The sequence below is a fragment of the Paraburkholderia sp. FT54 genome (assembly GCF_031585635.1).
In the GTDB taxonomy this organism is placed as follows: domain Bacteria; phylum Pseudomonadota; class Gammaproteobacteria; order Burkholderiales; family Burkholderiaceae; genus Paraburkholderia.
This window is the reverse complement of sequence record NZ_CP134196.1, coordinates 2674073-2689136: the sequence shown is the minus strand read 5'-3', so window position 1 is coordinate 2689136 and position 15064 is coordinate 2674073. Positions and strand designations below refer to the sequence as shown.

The 15064-nt window shown below is 62.0% G+C and carries 12 protein-coding genes and 1 pseudogene; 4 read left to right on the top strand and 9 right to left on the bottom strand.

Going from position 1 to position 15064, the window contains the following annotated elements:
• Nucleotides 1-32: 32 nt before the first annotated feature.
• On the bottom strand, nucleotides 33-851 hold the full coding sequence (locus RI103_RS31695) for a CHAD domain-containing protein (protein WP_310818627.1): 819 nt from the start codon (nucleotides 849-851) through the stop codon (nucleotides 33-35).
• A 604-nt stretch (nucleotides 852-1455) separates the two neighbouring features.
• Between RI103_RS31695 and pstS the strand changes: the two genes are divergently transcribed.
• On the top strand, nucleotides 1456-2490 hold the full coding sequence (gene pstS / locus RI103_RS31690; protein ID WP_310816648.1) for a phosphate ABC transporter substrate-binding protein PstS: 1035 nt from the start codon (nucleotides 1456-1458) through the stop codon (nucleotides 2488-2490).
• A 17-nt stretch (nucleotides 2491-2507) separates the two neighbouring features.
• Here pstS and RI103_RS31685 read toward each other — a convergent pair whose 3' ends face one another.
• The 7 genes from RI103_RS31685 to oxlT all read right to left on the bottom strand — a co-directional run bounded on the left by RI103_RS31685 (nucleotide 2508) and on the right by oxlT (nucleotide 11426).
• The gene (locus RI103_RS31685; RefSeq protein ID WP_310816646.1) at nucleotides 2508-3779 is read right to left on the bottom strand and encodes an MFS transporter; all 1272 of its coding nucleotides are present in this window, start codon (nucleotides 3777-3779) and stop codon (nucleotides 2508-2510) included.
• A gap of 65 nt (nucleotides 3780-3844) precedes the next feature.
• Nucleotides 3845-5092 carry a YbfB/YjiJ family MFS transporter gene (locus tag RI103_RS31680; RefSeq protein WP_310816645.1) on the bottom strand — a complete coding sequence of 416 codons (1248 nt, stop codon included), beginning with the start codon at nucleotides 5090-5092 and terminating at the stop codon, nucleotides 3845-3847.
• Nucleotides 5093-5444: 352 nt separating this feature from the next.
• Nucleotides 5445-6371 (bottom strand): LysR family transcriptional regulator, encoded by a 927-nt coding sequence (locus tag RI103_RS31675; RefSeq protein WP_310816644.1) that lies wholly within the window; start codon nucleotides 6369-6371, stop codon nucleotides 5445-5447.
• 96 nt (nucleotides 6372-6467) lie between these two features.
• Nucleotides 6468-6899, bottom strand: coding sequence for a PAS domain-containing protein (locus tag RI103_RS31670; protein ID WP_310816643.1), 432 nt, complete (start codon nucleotides 6897-6899; stop codon nucleotides 6468-6470).
• A gap of 112 nt (nucleotides 6900-7011) precedes the next feature.
• A complete protein-coding gene (frc, locus tag RI103_RS31665) occupies nucleotides 7012-8262 on the bottom strand; it encodes a formyl-CoA transferase (RefSeq protein WP_310816642.1) in 1251 nt (416 codons plus the stop codon).
• 25 nt (nucleotides 8263-8287) lie between these two features.
• On the bottom strand, nucleotides 8288-10030 hold the full coding sequence (gene oxc / locus RI103_RS31660; RefSeq protein ID WP_310816641.1) for an oxalyl-CoA decarboxylase: 1743 nt from the start codon (nucleotides 10028-10030) through the stop codon (nucleotides 8288-8290).
• 64 nt (nucleotides 10031-10094) lie between these two features.
• Nucleotides 10095-11426 (bottom strand): oxalate/formate MFS antiporter, encoded by a 1332-nt coding sequence (oxlT, locus tag RI103_RS31655; protein ID WP_310816640.1) that lies wholly within the window; start codon nucleotides 11424-11426, stop codon nucleotides 10095-10097.
• Nucleotides 11427-11720: 294 nt separating this feature from the next.
• On the opposite strand from oxlT, the gene RI103_RS31650 reads away from it, so the two are divergent.
• Entirely contained in the window at nucleotides 11721-12278 is a 558-nt protein-coding gene (locus RI103_RS31650; protein ID WP_310816639.1) for a hypothetical protein, read from the top strand.
• A gap of 526 nt (nucleotides 12279-12804) precedes the next feature.
• The gene (locus tag RI103_RS31645; protein WP_310816638.1) at nucleotides 12805-13392 is read left to right on the top strand and encodes a hypothetical protein; all 588 of its coding nucleotides are present in this window, start codon (nucleotides 12805-12807) and stop codon (nucleotides 13390-13392) included.
• A 96-nt stretch (nucleotides 13393-13488) separates the two neighbouring features.
• Here the strand turns inward: RI103_RS31645 and ansB are convergent.
• Nucleotides 13489-13780: pseudogene (gene ansB, locus RI103_RS31640) on the bottom strand (L-asparaginase 2); the annotation flags it as partial.
• Nucleotides 13781-13962: 182 nt separating this feature from the next.
• On the opposite strand from ansB, the gene RI103_RS31635 reads away from it, so the two are divergent.
• A complete protein-coding gene (locus RI103_RS31635; RefSeq protein ID WP_310816637.1) occupies nucleotides 13963-14946 on the top strand; it encodes an SGNH/GDSL hydrolase family protein in 984 nt (327 codons plus the stop codon).
• Nucleotides 14947-15064: the final 118 nt, after the last annotated feature.

Sequence of the window (15064 nt, the reverse complement as noted above, 5' to 3'; positions counted from 1 at the left end):
CCTGATCGTCAGTGGCTGTGCATGCCATATCGTCAGTTCATGTCAAAGCCGGGTCGCTCGGCCGCGAGCTTCTCGCTGAGTGCGCGTAACTGTACATCGACGCGTTGCATGTGCTGGCCTTGGCAATGCCTCAGATACGCGATTGCATTGTCTACAACGTCGCGCTCGCCGAGCCGAACCGCATGCGCCAACAGTAGCGCTTCGCTCGAAACAATATCGTTGAGATTTCCTAGTTCGTCCTGCAATTGTGTGAGCTCTACGACGCCGATCTCGTGCCCGCTATCGAGCAGAGGTGCGAAAAACTCCAGCAGATAGCGCAACTTCTTCCCGGCGATTCGGACCTCGTGAAACTCGGCGTATCCGGCGTCCCGCATGCTAAGCACACGCTTCAATCGTTTTCGCAGCGCGTTCTTCGCCGTTGAAACACGGCTCGCGGCGAATACCGCAAGCGGCTCTTCGCATGAGCAGGCATCGAGTTGCAGCATCACGCCCGCTATCCGCTGCGTCAGCATCGACTCGACGTTCGCTGCGGCGATGGTTGCGCGGCTATGCAACAGCGCATCGCCGCGCAATAGATCGACCCTTTCGATGAGCGCTGCAAAAGAGTGCGGCACCGTCGGATCTTCGACCAGTAAGCGTTTCAGGATATCCCAGTCACGCGTCTGTCCGGCGGAATCGGCTAGCGCCTTGAATTCGCGCCGCTGCCATCTTGCCTGCGATCTGTCGATAAGCGGAGCGTAAGCCCACCAAAGCGTACGCAGACGGCGCAGCACGACACGCAGTTTGTGCGGACTCTCCGGATCCGCATTCACGCATAAGGTGCCGATGCGTTGCGCCACTTGCGTGGCCATTGGCGCGACCAGCGTCGAAAAAGCCAACGCCGCCGACATGTCCGGCGAAACCGTTCCGCCTCGCTTGCCGGAATTGTCCGAGGTCCGCTCTTGTGCCGATGCCGTTGCGGCGTCACGCGTGTGGGGTGTGGAGTTCATCGGCTCAAGTTACGTAAGTCGCCAAAGCGCACGGAAGTGAGGTGAACGTAAGACGCGTATCAGGTAGCTTAGCAAACCGCGATACGAATCCTACAACATAGAAATTTTTGGGGCATTGAAACCGTGCTCGAAGCGGCTTCTCACCTGACTATCCAACGGACCTTCGCTTGAAGGGAGAGGTCATGCTGTTCAGGATGGCGAAGCAGAATCGCGAGTCGTTTTCCATGCGGCGTTGATAGAGCGATTCAATTTGCCTATCGACCTTCGTCGTCCTGTAATAAGGAAAGTTGGTTTTTTCAGCGCTGCGCTTGCGCGATTTTCAGTTGGCACACCGCAGCGCGACGGCAAACTGGTGGAAATAGAAAGTGTAAAAGAGTCCGCCAGAAAATAGTTTCTTCACGCCACGCGTCGTTACCGGCGAGCTTCACCTCATGAGCTTCGACAACAATTCCGAGTGAGGTCTTTCGTGAGCTATAAACAAACACTGTTGGCGGGTGTGGCCGGCGCTTTTTTGACGGTCGCGGCGTACAGCGCCGACATCACCGGTGCCGGCAGCACCTTTGCAGCGCCGATCTATACGAAATGGGCCACCGCATACCAGCGCGCGGGCGGCGGCACGGTGAGCTATCGCGGTGTCGGGTCGACGGAAGGGCTAAAGGAAATCATGGTCAGCCAGATCGATTTCGCCGGGTCGGACGCGCCGCTGAGCGACGACGAGCTTGCGAAGCATGGCCTGCTGCAGTTTCCAACGGTGATCGGCGGCGTCGTGCCGGTCGTCAATCTTCCCGGCATCAAGCCCGGTGAGTTGATTCTCTCCGGGCGTGTGCTGGGGGATATCTACCTGGGCAAGATCATTAGCTGGAATGCCCCGGCCATCGCCGCCATCAATCCCACGATCAAGCTGCCCGACACGCCCATCGCTGTGGTCCGTCGGCTTGACGGTTCGGGCACCACGCTGATCTGGACGCACTATCTCGCGCAGGTCAACCCTGAGTGGAAGAGCAGAGTCGGCGAGGGGACTTCAGTGCGCTGGCCGCGCGGAATAGGCGGACGAGGCAACGAAGGGGTCGCGACCTTCGTACAACATCTGCCGGGCGCGATCGGCTACGTTGCGTGGGATTTCACGAAGCAGAATCACATGTCGTACGCGGCCATGCAAACTGCCTCGGGTGCCGCGGTTCGACCTGGACAGGAGACATTCAAGGCTGCCGCCGCGAGCGCCGATTGGTCGAAATCGCTCTTTCCGATCCTGACCAACGAACCGGGCACGAACGCGTGGCCGGTTGTCGGTGCCACGTATATATTGCTTCACAGCACACAGGACAAACCGGAGCGCGGCGAGGAAACACTGAGATTCCTGGACTGGGCGCTGACGAACGGCGACCAGGCCGCGGAGGACCTGGATTATATCCCGCTGCCGCCGGCGGTGGCGAGCGAGATTCGCACGCAATTGCACGCGAGGGTAAAGAGTCCGTTGGGTAGAACAGTCGCGGGCGAATGACGTGGCAGTTTCTCCGATCAAACAGCCACGCGCTGACGAGTCCGCGCCCACTGCGCGAGCGCGGCGCACGCCACCAGCAACGAGCCGGTGACGAAAAACACGGCATGCAAGCCGAGATGGACGGCGATCACGCCGCCGATAATCGGACCGACGACCTGTCCGCTGAATTGTGCCGATTGCAGGTAACCGAGCATCTGACCGGTCTTGTGCTCTTGCACCGCATGCCGGGCCAGTTTTGCGATCGAAGGCAGAAGGCCGGCGAGCGTCATGCCCATCAGCGCGCGTAATCCGGCCAGTTGCCACCACGCGTGCACGAACGCCTGCGGAATCATCACCAGACCGGTCGACACGAGGCAAGCGACGATCACGTTCCAGCCGCCGATCCGATCGGCCAACGCGCCCAGGCGCGCGGCCGTCAGCATGCTGCCGAAAGCCGAACAGGCCATCACCATACCCGCCACGCGCGCCAGACGAAGCGACGGCACGCCGAGACTGCCGACATAGACCGTGATGACCGGCTCGATCGACATGTTGGCGAGCAGCACCATCATCGCTGTGACCAGCAACGCGGCGATCACCGGAGAGTTGTTGCGATGCGTGCTGGCCGGCGCAGGCTCGGCGGGACGTGATCTGGAATGGGCGGCCGGGTTGAAATCTTCCTTGACGACGAAAATCGTGAGCAACGCGGCAACCGCGATCATGGCGCCGCCGGCAAAGAACGTGCCGCGAATGCCGAGCCAGCCCGGCAAAAAACCGCCGACGAGCGGCCCGATCAGGTTGCCGGCGAGCGCGCCCGTCGACAGCACACCGAGCGCCCAGCCTGCCCGCTCCTTCGGTGCCTGCGTGCCGACCATCACCGTCGACGCCGACGAGTAGCCGCCCACGAGGCCCGCGATCAGGCGCAGGGCGACGAGTTGATGGACGTTGTGCGCAAGCCCGATCAACGACATCACCACCGCCATGCCGACGGCCGCGCGCACCAGCATCGGCTTGCGGCCGTAACGATCGGCAAGGCGCCCCCACAATGGCGCGGTGATCGCGGTTCCAAGAAACGTGGCGCCGAACGCGATTCCCGACCACTGGATGACGGCGGACTGCGTTGGCACGCCGAGTTGCTGGACGTAGATGGGCAAAAACGGCAGCAGCATGCTCAGGCTGACGAGCGTCGTGAACGAGCCGAATACGCATACCGCCAGATTGCGTCGCCAGTAACGTTCATGTCGCGCCGAGTAATCGAGGCCGTGCGCTGCCTGACCGGACGGCAGGGAAAGTTGTGGAGGAGTGTTCATATCGTCTTCCCGGCAAATAGATGCGAGCGCGGCTGGCTAGCCTGCGTCGGTATGCTGCCGGTTGCTCAGCCCACGTGCCGGGCGGCCGGAACTCGCGGCGGTTGCTTCGAACCGAAGCGGAGCGCCACGAACAGATCCACCGCCAGAGCAAGCGCCAAAGACACCGCGCCGATCACGAACAACGTCGCGTAATTGCCGCCGTCGTGCGCGAACAGAAACGACAAGGCGTAGGCCGCGGCAGCCTGCAAGACGGCGAAACTGGTGGTCGCCGCGCTCCAGGCGCCCTTCTGGGCAGCCGGATGATGCGTGAGCAATTCATTGACCTTGCCGAGCACGAGCGCCACGATCCCCGGCACGAATGCGCCGACTATGACGCTCGACACGATCAGTGCCGCTGGGCCTCGCACGACGGCCGGCAACGCGACCGCCGCGATCTGCAGGACATAGGCCACGCGCAGTGCCGGTCCGAACCCGCTGCGGTCAGCCAGATGGCCGCTCAACAGCGGGCCTACGATCGCGCCGAGTCCGAACAGCACCCAGTATTGCGCGCCGGCATCGACGCCCTTGCCGAGGCCGCGCGCCACGAAATCGACCAGAAAGATCATGTGCGGAACGAGTCCCACGGCGTTCAACGCATACTCGGCGTAGAGCGCGCGCAGCGACGCAGCCGGATAAGTCTGGTCATGCGCTGTGCGATGCGTCTTTGGTTGCACGGCGGATTCGCCTCGTCCGGGCCACCCGTTCCATGCGACGGCGGTCAGTGCGAGGGAGATCGCGGCGAGTCCCAGCCACGTTTGTGTCAGGCCCTGACGCAGCAGAATCGGCACGATCGTCCCGGATGCCACGATGCCCAGACCGATACCGCTGAAGATCGCGCCGCTCGCAAAGCCCCTGCGCGATGGAATCACATGCGCGAGGACTGTCGGCGCGGCCAGCACCATCAGCGCGCCGCCGGCCAGGCCGGATGCGAAGCGCCAGACGAAGAACCAGAGAAACGAAACCGGAAAGGCGCACGCGACGAACGCGAGGGTCGCGAGCAACATCATCGCGCGCAGTACGAACGTGGCGTCGAAGCGCCGCGCCAGCCAGTCGCCTGCCAGTGCGCCCGCCAGATAGCCGCCGAGATTGGCCGCGCCGAGATACGCCGCGGTCGATGCCGGAAACCAGTGCGCGCCGACGATCGCCGGCAATAACGGGGTATAGGCAAAGCGCGCGAGACCAATGCCGACAAGGCTCGCGCTGGCTCCTGCCAGCGTGCCGCGCCAGACATTGAATGACGGCGCGCCAGGTCCGTTGACGACTGCACGTTGCATGACTATCTCCACTGTTCGGTTACGCGCCGACTCGTCCAACTGGTGGGCTCGACACGATAGGTACGAGAGTCACGGCTCGCAATGCCTCTTATCAGGATTGCGCACTGAATGCGGAATGCCTTGCAACGTGGCATGCAATGCCTGGAGCGTCGACGTTATTGCCGCCGTTCGCGCGCCGGAACCTGCCCGTTGCGATGGGTGCCGATTCGAGTTGAGCGTAGCGTCGGCCGCGTCGGTGAATTCGCCGGAGCGACCGCAGGTTGCGCCAGGAGACCTCGATGGAGCAAGTCTAGATTGAACCGATTGAAGAGAGAATCCACGCCGCACGGCAGACATTCTTCCGCGAGGCGATTCAATTTTGCGTCGTGATCCGCTGGGACTGCGCGAAATGCCGGCGCAGTCGCGGCGCCGCGAAATCGACGAACGCGCGCACCTTCGGCACCGCGAGGCGCCCGTGCGGCGTCAGCAGGTGGACCGGCAGCGGGGCGGGCTCGTTGTCGCTCAGGACGATCTTGAGCGAGCCGTCCTTGACCTGTTCGGCGACGTGGTAGGAAAACATGCGCGTGACGCCGTGTCCCGCGACCGCCGATGCCACAGCCGCCTGAATGCTGTTGACGATGAAGCGAGGCGTGAACTGCACGACTCGCGGAATCGTCGAGCCGTCCGACGGCGGGAAGCTCCACGAATCCAGCCCGAAGTGGGTCATGGAGATGATCTGATGCTGGGCAAGATCGGCAGGCTCGGTGATTGGAGGGTGTTTCGCCAGGTAGCGGGGCGACGCGGCAACGACCCGCCGCACTTCGCCGACGGGAATCGCCACCAGCGTCGAATCGGGCAGATGGGCGATGCGCAGCGCCAGATCCATCCCTTCGTCAATGAGGCTCACCGGGCGGTCGAGCATATTCAAGCGGACCGAGACAGCCGGATAGCGGTCGACGAAATCGTCGATGATCGGCTGCAGCATGTCCTGGCCGGCGGCCACCGGAGCCGTGATCGTGAGCAGCCCGCGCGGTGCGGAACGCTCGCCGGCAATCGACAGATCGGCCTCCTCGAGGTCAGTCAGAATGCGGCGGCAGGCGGCGGCATATCGTTCGCCGGCTTCGCTCAGTTTGATCGTCCGCGTCGTGCGATGCAGCAGCGCCGTGCCGACATGTTCTTCGAGGAACGCAATGGCGCGGCTAACCGCAGCGGGCGAGCGGCCGAGCCGGCGGCTCGCGCCGGCCAGGCTCCCTTCGTCGAGCGTGGCGACGAATACCTTCATTGCGTCGATGCGGTCCATGCTGCCTGATCCGGTGTGGTTGAAACGCGATCTGGCAGAGTCTACAGCGATGGACCGAAGGGGAGTGAAGCAGGGGCGCTCGAGCGGCCGATGCGCTTACGCGCCGGCGGACGCCTCCAGCTCTGCAAGCCGCTTGCGCAGCAGGCGATCCTCCTGGAAGCGGCTGGTTTCGTCGCGGATCACGGCGACGATGCCCGTGAGTTCGTTCTGCGGCGAATGCAGCAACGCGACCGTAAAGGCAATCGACAGCGAGCGCCCGTCCTTGTGCACGGCGGGGACGCGCAGCACGTCGTTGCCGTAGCGGGTTTCGCCCGTTGCCATGGTCTTCTGGTAGCCGTCCCAATGGCGGCCGCGCAGACGTTCCGGGATGATCAGGTCCAGCGAATTGCCGAGCGCCTCGCTTTGCGCGAAGCCGAACATGCGTTCAGCCGCGGGATTCCAGAAGGTGATGCTGCCGCGGGCGTCTGAAATGATGATCGCGTCGCCGATTGCATTGGCAAGTTGCTGGAAGTCGATGGCGTTTTGCATAGCGCTGCCCCGAATGTAAAAACAGAGAATGCTTGAATGGAAATGAGATGCGGCGTCACCAAGGACGCCGCATCCGCAAGCGCAGGCATGTAACCGGGCTTGCCTGGCACCATTAGACCGCTTTCACTTCGCGCAGATTAAAAATGTCCTGCTGGCTGTAGCCGAGGCTCGCGAGCACTTCGTCGGTGTGTTCGCCGAGCAGCGGCGACGCGGTGACTTCCGGCTTCAGATCCGAAAACTTGATCGGGCTGCCGACAGTCAGATACGTGCCGCGTTTCTTGTGCGGCACTTCGACGATCGTGCCGCTCGCGCGCAACGACGGATCGTTCGCCAGCTCTTTCATGGTCAGCACCGGCGCGCACGGAATGTCGAACTTGCGCAGGATATCGACCGCTTCGAACTTGGTCTTGTCGGCAAGCCAGCCTTCGATCGTGTTGAAGATGTCGAAGATATGCGGTTGACGTGCTTCCGCCGTCTTGTAGGCCGGGTCATCGATCCACTCGGGCTTGCCGAGCGCCTTGCAGATCGGCTCCCACGCGTGGCCCTGGATCGTGAAGTAGATGTATGCGTTCGGATCCGTTTCCCAGCCCTTGCATTTGAGCACCCAGCCCGGTTGGCCGCCGCCGCCCGCATTACCGCCGCGCGGCACGACATCGCTGAATTCGCCGTGCGGATACTGCGGATATTCCTCGAGGTAGCCGACACGTTCCAGGCGTTGCTGGTCGCGCAGTTTCACACGGCACAGATTCAGCACGCTGTCCTGCATCGACACCGCGACTTTCTGGCCCTTGCCGGTTTTGTCGCGTCCCAACAGTGCGGTCAGAATGCCGATGGCCAGATGCATGCCGGTATTGCTGTCGCCGAGCGCAGCCGCGCTGATGGTCGGCGGGCCGTCCCAGAAGCCGGTGGTGGAGGCCGCGCCGCCCGCGCATTGCGCGACGTTTTCGTAGACCTTCAGGTCGTCGTAGTGGTGGCCGTCGCTGAAGCCCTTCACCGAAGCGACGATCATCTTCGGGTTGAGTTCGTTCAGCCGTTCCCACGAAAAACCCATCCGGTCCAACGCGCCCGGGCCGAAATTCTCGACCAGCACGTCCGATTCGCGGATCAGCTTTTCGAGCACCTCCTTGCCTTCGGGTTTTTTCGTGTCCAGCGTGAGTGACTTCTTGTTGCTGTTGAGCATCGTGAAGTACAACGCGTCGGCATCGGGGATATCGCGTAACTGATTGCGCGTCACGTCGCCGGAACCCGGCCGCTCAACCTTGATGACGTCCGCGCCGAACCAGGCGAGCAACTGCGTACAGGCAGGGCCGGCTTGAACGTGGGTGAAGTCGATGATCCTGATGCCTTCGAGAGGTTTGGTCATGTTGAAATCTCCGTGGTTGCCCAGATTACTTTTTCATTGCCGCGCTTTGCGGATTCAGATTGGTCAATCGACCGCTTTCGGTGCCGGCCGCTTCGTCGATGACGGCATTGATCAAGCTCGGCTTGCCCGATGCGATCGATTCGAGCAGCGCCTTCGTCAATTCTTCCGGCGTGGTCGCGTGATAGCCGACGCCGCCGAATGCCTCGATCATCTTGTCGTAGCGCGCGTTCTTCACGAACACGGTCGGCGCGACGTCCTTGCCGCCAGTCGGGTTCACGTCGGTGCCGCGATACACGCCGTTGTTGTTGAAGACGATCGTGCAAACCGGCAAGTCGTAACGGCAGATGGTTTCGAGCTCCATGCCGCTGAAGCCGAACGCGCTATCGCCTTCGATCGCGACGACCGGTTTGCCGCTCGTCACCGCCGCGCCGATCGCGAAGCCCATGCCGATGCCCATGATTCCCCACGTGCCCGAGTCGAAGCGTTTGCGCGGCTCGTACATGTCGATGATGCTGCGCGCGTAGTCGAGCGTGTTCGCGCCTTCGTTGACGACGTTGATGTCGGGGCGCGTCTTCAGCACGTCGCGGATCGCGCGCAACGCGCTGTGGAAATTCATCGGCGACGGGTTCTTGTCGAGCGTCGCGGCCATCTTGGCGAGGTTCTTGTTCTTGCGCTCGGCGATCGCGCCGGTCCACTCGGCGCCCGGCTTCGTGTAGCTGGCATCGATGCCTTCACGCAGGGCCGCCACGCACGAGCCGATATCGCCGATCACCGGCGCGGCAATCGCGACGTTGCTGTCGATTTCGGTCGGCGAGATGTCGATCTGGACGAACTTCTTCGGCTCCGCGCCCCACGTCTTGCCCTTGCCATGCGAGAGCAGCCAGTTCAGCCGCGCGCCGATCAGCACGACGACGTCGGCTTCCTGCAGCACGAACGAACGCGCCGCCGACGCCGATTGCTCGTGCGTGTCGGGCAGCAGGCCCTTGGCCATCGACATCGGCAGATACGGAATGCCGCTTTGTTCGACGAACGCGCGAATCTCGGCGTCAGCCTGCGCATACGCCGCGCCCTTGCCGAGCAGGATCAGTGGGCGCTTCGCGCCCTTCAGCACGTCAATCGCGCGCTTGACCGATTCCGGCGCGGGCAACTGACGCGGCGCGGCATCGATCACGCGCACCAGCGATTGCTGCGCCTTCACGGCGTCTATCGTTTGCGCGAGCAGCTTGGCGGGCAAATCCAGATACACGCCGCCGGGGCGGCCCGACACTGCGGCCCGGATGGCCCGCGCCACGCCGATGCCGATATCTTCCGCATGCAGCACACGATAGGCGGCCTTGGCATACGGCTTGGCTGCATTCAGCTGATCCATCTCTTCGTAATCGCCTTGCTGCAGGTCGACGATTTCGCGCTCGCTCGACCCGCTGATCAGGATCATCGGGAAGCAGTTGGTGGTCGCATTGGCGAGCGCGGTGAGTCCGTTCAGAAAGCCCGGCGCCGAGACCGTCAGGCAGATCCCCGGCTTCTTCGTCATGTAGCCGGCAACGGCCGCTGCATTGCCTGCGTGCTGCTCATGCCGAAAGCCGATGAAACGCATCCCTTCCGCTTGGGCAAGCCGCGCCAGGTCGGTGATCGGGATGCCGACGAGGCCAAAGATGGTGTTGATGTCGTTCAGTTTCAGCGCGTCGATGACGAGATGGAATCCGTCGGTCGTCTCGGTCGCCTGTTGTGTCGACGTATCGTCTGTTGTGGGCTGGTCGGCTTCTGCCATGACATCTCTCCTTGGTGGCGGGGCGTTGTGTGGTTTGTTACGAGCGGTGCGCTCACGTGGTCAGTCAATCAGGCGAGCCGCCGGACGACGGTTGCAGCCTTGCCTCAGCCATGACCACGTTGGCCGGCGCGCCTGAGTTTTCGATCCAGCGCTTTCTCATGGGGGCGAGGACGAACTTCGCGGATACGGCTGCCGCGATCGACACCACGGCGGCCGAGATGAACACCGTGCTCCATCCGCCGTTCGCCGACAGCACCGATGCAAGTGGTACCAGCATCGATGCGGTGCCCTTCGCGGTGTAAAGCGTGCCTGCGTTGGCGGCGGCGTATTTGCTGCCGAACGTGTCCGCGCAGGTCGCCGGGAAGATCGAGAAGATTTCGCCCCAGCACAGGAACACGGCGGCCGCGAAGAACATGAAGGCGTACGGGTTATGGCCGAACTGCATGAGTCCCAGCAGTGCGACGCCTTCGCCGAGAAAGATCATGAACATCGTGTTTTCCCGGCCGATGCGGTCCGACAGAAAGCCGCACAAGGGACGGGTAAAGCCGTTGCACAGGTTGTCGATCGACAGCGTCATCGTGAGCAGCGGCAGCGTGATGCCCATCAGATTCACGGGCAGCTTGGCAAAGCCGTATTCCTTCGCAATCGGCCCGAGCTGCGCGGTCGCGATGATGCCGCCGGCCGCAACGAACACGAACATCAGATACAGCACCCAGAAGAGCGGCGAACGGATCATCTCGCCGGGCGTGTAGTCGATCTTGCTAGCGACGATGCGTTTAGGGACGACAGCGGTTGCCGGCGGCTTCGGCCGGATCAGCATGGTGGCGAGCAGCAGAATGCAGACGCCCTGGAAAATGCCGAAGAACATGAACGTGTGCTGGTAGCCCGAACGCTGAATCATGTCGGCAATTGGAATGACCGTGATAGCCGCGCCGGCGCCAAAGCCCGCCGCGGTCAAACCGGCCGCCAGGCCGCGTTTGTCCGGAAACCATTTGAGCGCCGTGCCGACGCAGGTGCCGTACACGCAGCCCGCGCCGATCCCAGCGATGACTGCCGCGACGTATAGCGCGGTGAGACTGCTTGCATGCGCGTCGATGATCCAGCCGAGCGCCGCGCACAGCGAACCGCCGATCACGACGGGGCGCGGCCCGAACTTGTCGACGAGCCAGCCTTCGACGGGCACGAGCCAGGTTTCGGTGACGATGAAGATCGTGAATGCGGTCTGGATCGCCGCTTGTCCCCAATGATGGGCGTTGTCCATCGGTACGACGAACAGTGTCCATGCGTATTGCAGGTTCGCGACGAGCCCCATGCACACAATGCCGATCGCGAGTTGCACCCAGCGGTGATGCGTGAATGCAATGCGGCCTTTTTCCGATACACCGGAATGTCCCATGTCTCCGTCTCCTGTATATTCCGTCGCGCTCAAGCGGCGCGTTGGACTTACGTGATCGAACCGCTTTATCGCCGCAAAGTTTGCGGGCAACGAGGCGCCAATGGTCGGCCAGAGGGAACTGCACTAACGAAAACCCTTACCGTCGAACACAGAGCCGGGCGAAGAGGGAACAGGTCGTGCAGCACGTCTGAGGGGGATGCTGCGCGAGAACTGTAATAAGTAAAAGTTAAAACATTTTATGGTTTGCATTAGGCATTCCTAATGGATGAGCTGTCACCCTTGACCATGGCTTGATTGGCGGCGACGACCCCCTTGTTCAGGCGCGCGAATAGGGTTGCTGTGGCGACTTGGGGTAAACCAATATATAAACAAAGCACTATCGTTTTTCGAAAAAACTTTAACTATCGTTTATTTATAGGCTCTTCTACTCTTTGGTCGTGCCACCTGCTGATGGAGATGACCATGAACCCCTTGCAATTCGACGCTGGCGACAGCGCGCACCATGTTGAAATCCAGGCGCAACTGTGCGCCTATAACGCCGCTTTCGACGAGCTCGGCCTGCGCTTTCGTTGGGATGCGCAGACGCTGGCGTTGCTGGCCATGATCGAAGGCGAACAGGCGCAGATTGCCGCTTATATAGAAGCGCATCATGCGCACCTGTTGAAAGCCTACAGCGCCGAGTTTTTGAGCCAGGCCATTCTGGAGAAGAAACGTGCGCGTTATCCGGCGCCGTTGCCGCGACGTATCGAAAGCGCGCCGCGTCAGAGTCGCGTCGTTCATCAATCAGAGATGGGCAACAGGCGCGAACGCATGTCGTATGAGGTGGATCTGCCTGCGCTGGCCGGTGTATAGATGCGGCGGACGGCATGCGCGCCAGCTTGCGCATGCCGTGGGACCGCGTCACTCCTGTTGCGGGAGCTGCGGCCGTTCATTGAGCCGCGTTGGATGGTAGCGGCCGTGAGCCCACAACCGGTACGCTGAAGCACGACCAGATTCCAACCAGGGTCGACATTTTCACCGGCCGCGCGCGATACGGTGCCGAGGTGCCGAGAATCGCCATCGTCTCGATCAAGGCGGGGTTCACCCGACCCCATGCGATGGCGTAAGCCTGCTAGCGTCCTATAGCGGCAACGATTGGTCAATAGAGAGGTGTGCTCTATTGATCAATAACCACTCCCATCAGATACTCGAAGCAACGTCCCTACGCTCGCAAGATCACGCCCACGCCGGCGATGCGAGTGGATTTCGCCGCCTACGTCCGGTGCATGCGCGGGACGGTTTAAAAAGTCGAGCGGGGCCGCCGTATTCTGATAGATGGCGTGCCGGCAAGTCCCGCAAATGGCGGGCGAGGCACGCGTGAGACTAGAGGAGGCCTAAAATGGCGCATGCGGATCTGGCGATACTTGGGGGCGTCGGGATTCTCGCGCTGGCCTGCCTGCTCGTGTGCGGTATTTACCTGTACTGGAGCAGCGACAGATACCGCGACCGGCAGCAGCGTTTGGAGGCGCAAATCAGCGGAGCCCAGGCGGCGGAGCAAAACGACGAACAGTTTTCGGAACCGGGGGCAACCATGGGCACGCAACTGAGCCATCGCTGCAAGACCTCGCTGTATCGGGCGGTATTCAACAACTCGCACGACGACAGCATTGTGTTCCTGCTTGCCAGTAGCCGCGACGACGCGCGAAAACGGGCGACCGGCGCGCTGGCTGCCATCCACGGCATGACGGCCCATGCTGTCACTCTCTCCAACCTCGCCTCGTTCTGCGAGTTGGTCGACGTCGGTGTCAGCGAGGATGAAGAGTTGCGGATATTCGAAATGGCCTGGAAAGGTGCCGATGTCAGCGCGTGGGCCGAACATCCGCTTTTTCTGACCGATGATCCCAGCCTGATAGGCAAATGGGCCGAACTGTACGCCGACCTAGCGCGGGAGTTGGCTGTCAGTGCGATCGACAGGGCGCGAGACTAACGACCGGATCCGCTGTTGCGGCTCGCCAATCGAAGACGGCCGCGAGGCCGTCCCGGATTGGCTTGTGCCACGCACCCCATCAAAAGCTGCCGGAGAATCAAGCGAGACAACGAAACCGCGCTTGTCGTCCTTTACTTCCACGTTTCTATTGACGAAGCCCGACATCACGCGCGTCGAGCGGACAACCGCAATTCCCTTTTGCGCCGCCCCGGTCGAGGGCGGCCAGCGCCTCCTTCGATGCATCGCCATCACCCTCGCCCGCCAGCACGATGCTTTTCGCTCCATCGGAGATAGCATGGTCGATCTGCGCTCCATCTATGTTGCTGTGCGCAGAGACGATTTCTGCGCGTGGCAGGTGGCCGTTCGCCGGCAAGCCCAAGGTGTCGCGTGATCTACGCCGACGGGATATCACTGACACTTCAGTAGGCGTGTCCGATTCTTGCTTGAAGAGAATGCTTATCGGAAGGGCGACGCGCGGGTAGGCCGCAACGTGGCCACAGTTCTTCGACTGGTCAGGGAGGCGTTGTGACGCGAGGAATAAATGACACGGTACGCGCTGTAATTCTTGCCGTGGCGATCTCACTCCTTCCGGCCTGCGGCGGGCACGGAAACGGAAACGGTTCGAGTAGCGGCAGCACAGCCACGCCGGCAGGCGGCATCAATCTGCAAATCGTCTCGTTTGGCGACAGTCTGTCGGACGTCGGGACCTACGCTCCGATCGCGAGCGTGGTTGGCGGCGGGCGCTTCACCACGAATCCCGGACAAGTGTGGAGTCAGGACGTCGCGCAGTACTACGGCGACACGCTGAAGGCCGCGTACACGATCGACATCACGCATAAACTCAATGCGCAGGGCGGCCTCGGTTATGCGGAAGGCGGCGCCACGGTAGCGACGCCGGCAAACCAGTCCGATTTTCTGACCGCAGTGATCGGCAACGTCGAAATGCCTGTGAATCAGCAGGTTTCGAGTTACCTGGCCGCACACGGCAGCTTTAACTCCAATCAACTGGTGCTCGTCTGGGCGGGCGCGAACGACGTGCTTCGTGCCGGGCCGCTGCCGGCTGCGGCGCCGACCGTGGAGACGGCGGCCAACACCCTCGCTCAGATTGTCGGCCAGATCGTCCAGAACGGCGGCGCGCACGTCGTGGTGGTCAATCTTCCGAATGCCGGACTCTCGCCGCAGGGCATTGCGTCGTCCGATGGCGGGGCAAACCTGACCCAGTTATCGCAACTGTTCAACGATACCCTGAACACCGCGTTGCAGACCGGTGGCCTGCAATCGAAAGTCATCCAGATCGATGCCTATACGTGGTTGAACGGAATCATCGCGAACTTCCAGGCCAATGGCTTCACCGTATCGAACACCAGTCAGGCCTGCGACCCCAAGAAAACGCCCAATGACACGGCCTTGCTGTGCTCGCCGCCCACCTACGTGACCTCGAACGCGGACCAGACGTACATGTTCGCCGACGAACTCCATCCGACAACGCATCTGCATTCGCTGTTCGCCCAGTTCGTGGAGCAACAACTCGTCAAAAGCGGCCTGGGTCACTGAGCGGCCGGGACGGTGGACGGTACCCCGAAATGGCCGATCGCGTCGATATTGCCATCGCGCACCGCGGCGCGCACACGCGACTCGATCGCGCTTCAATTACATGACGACCGATCACGAG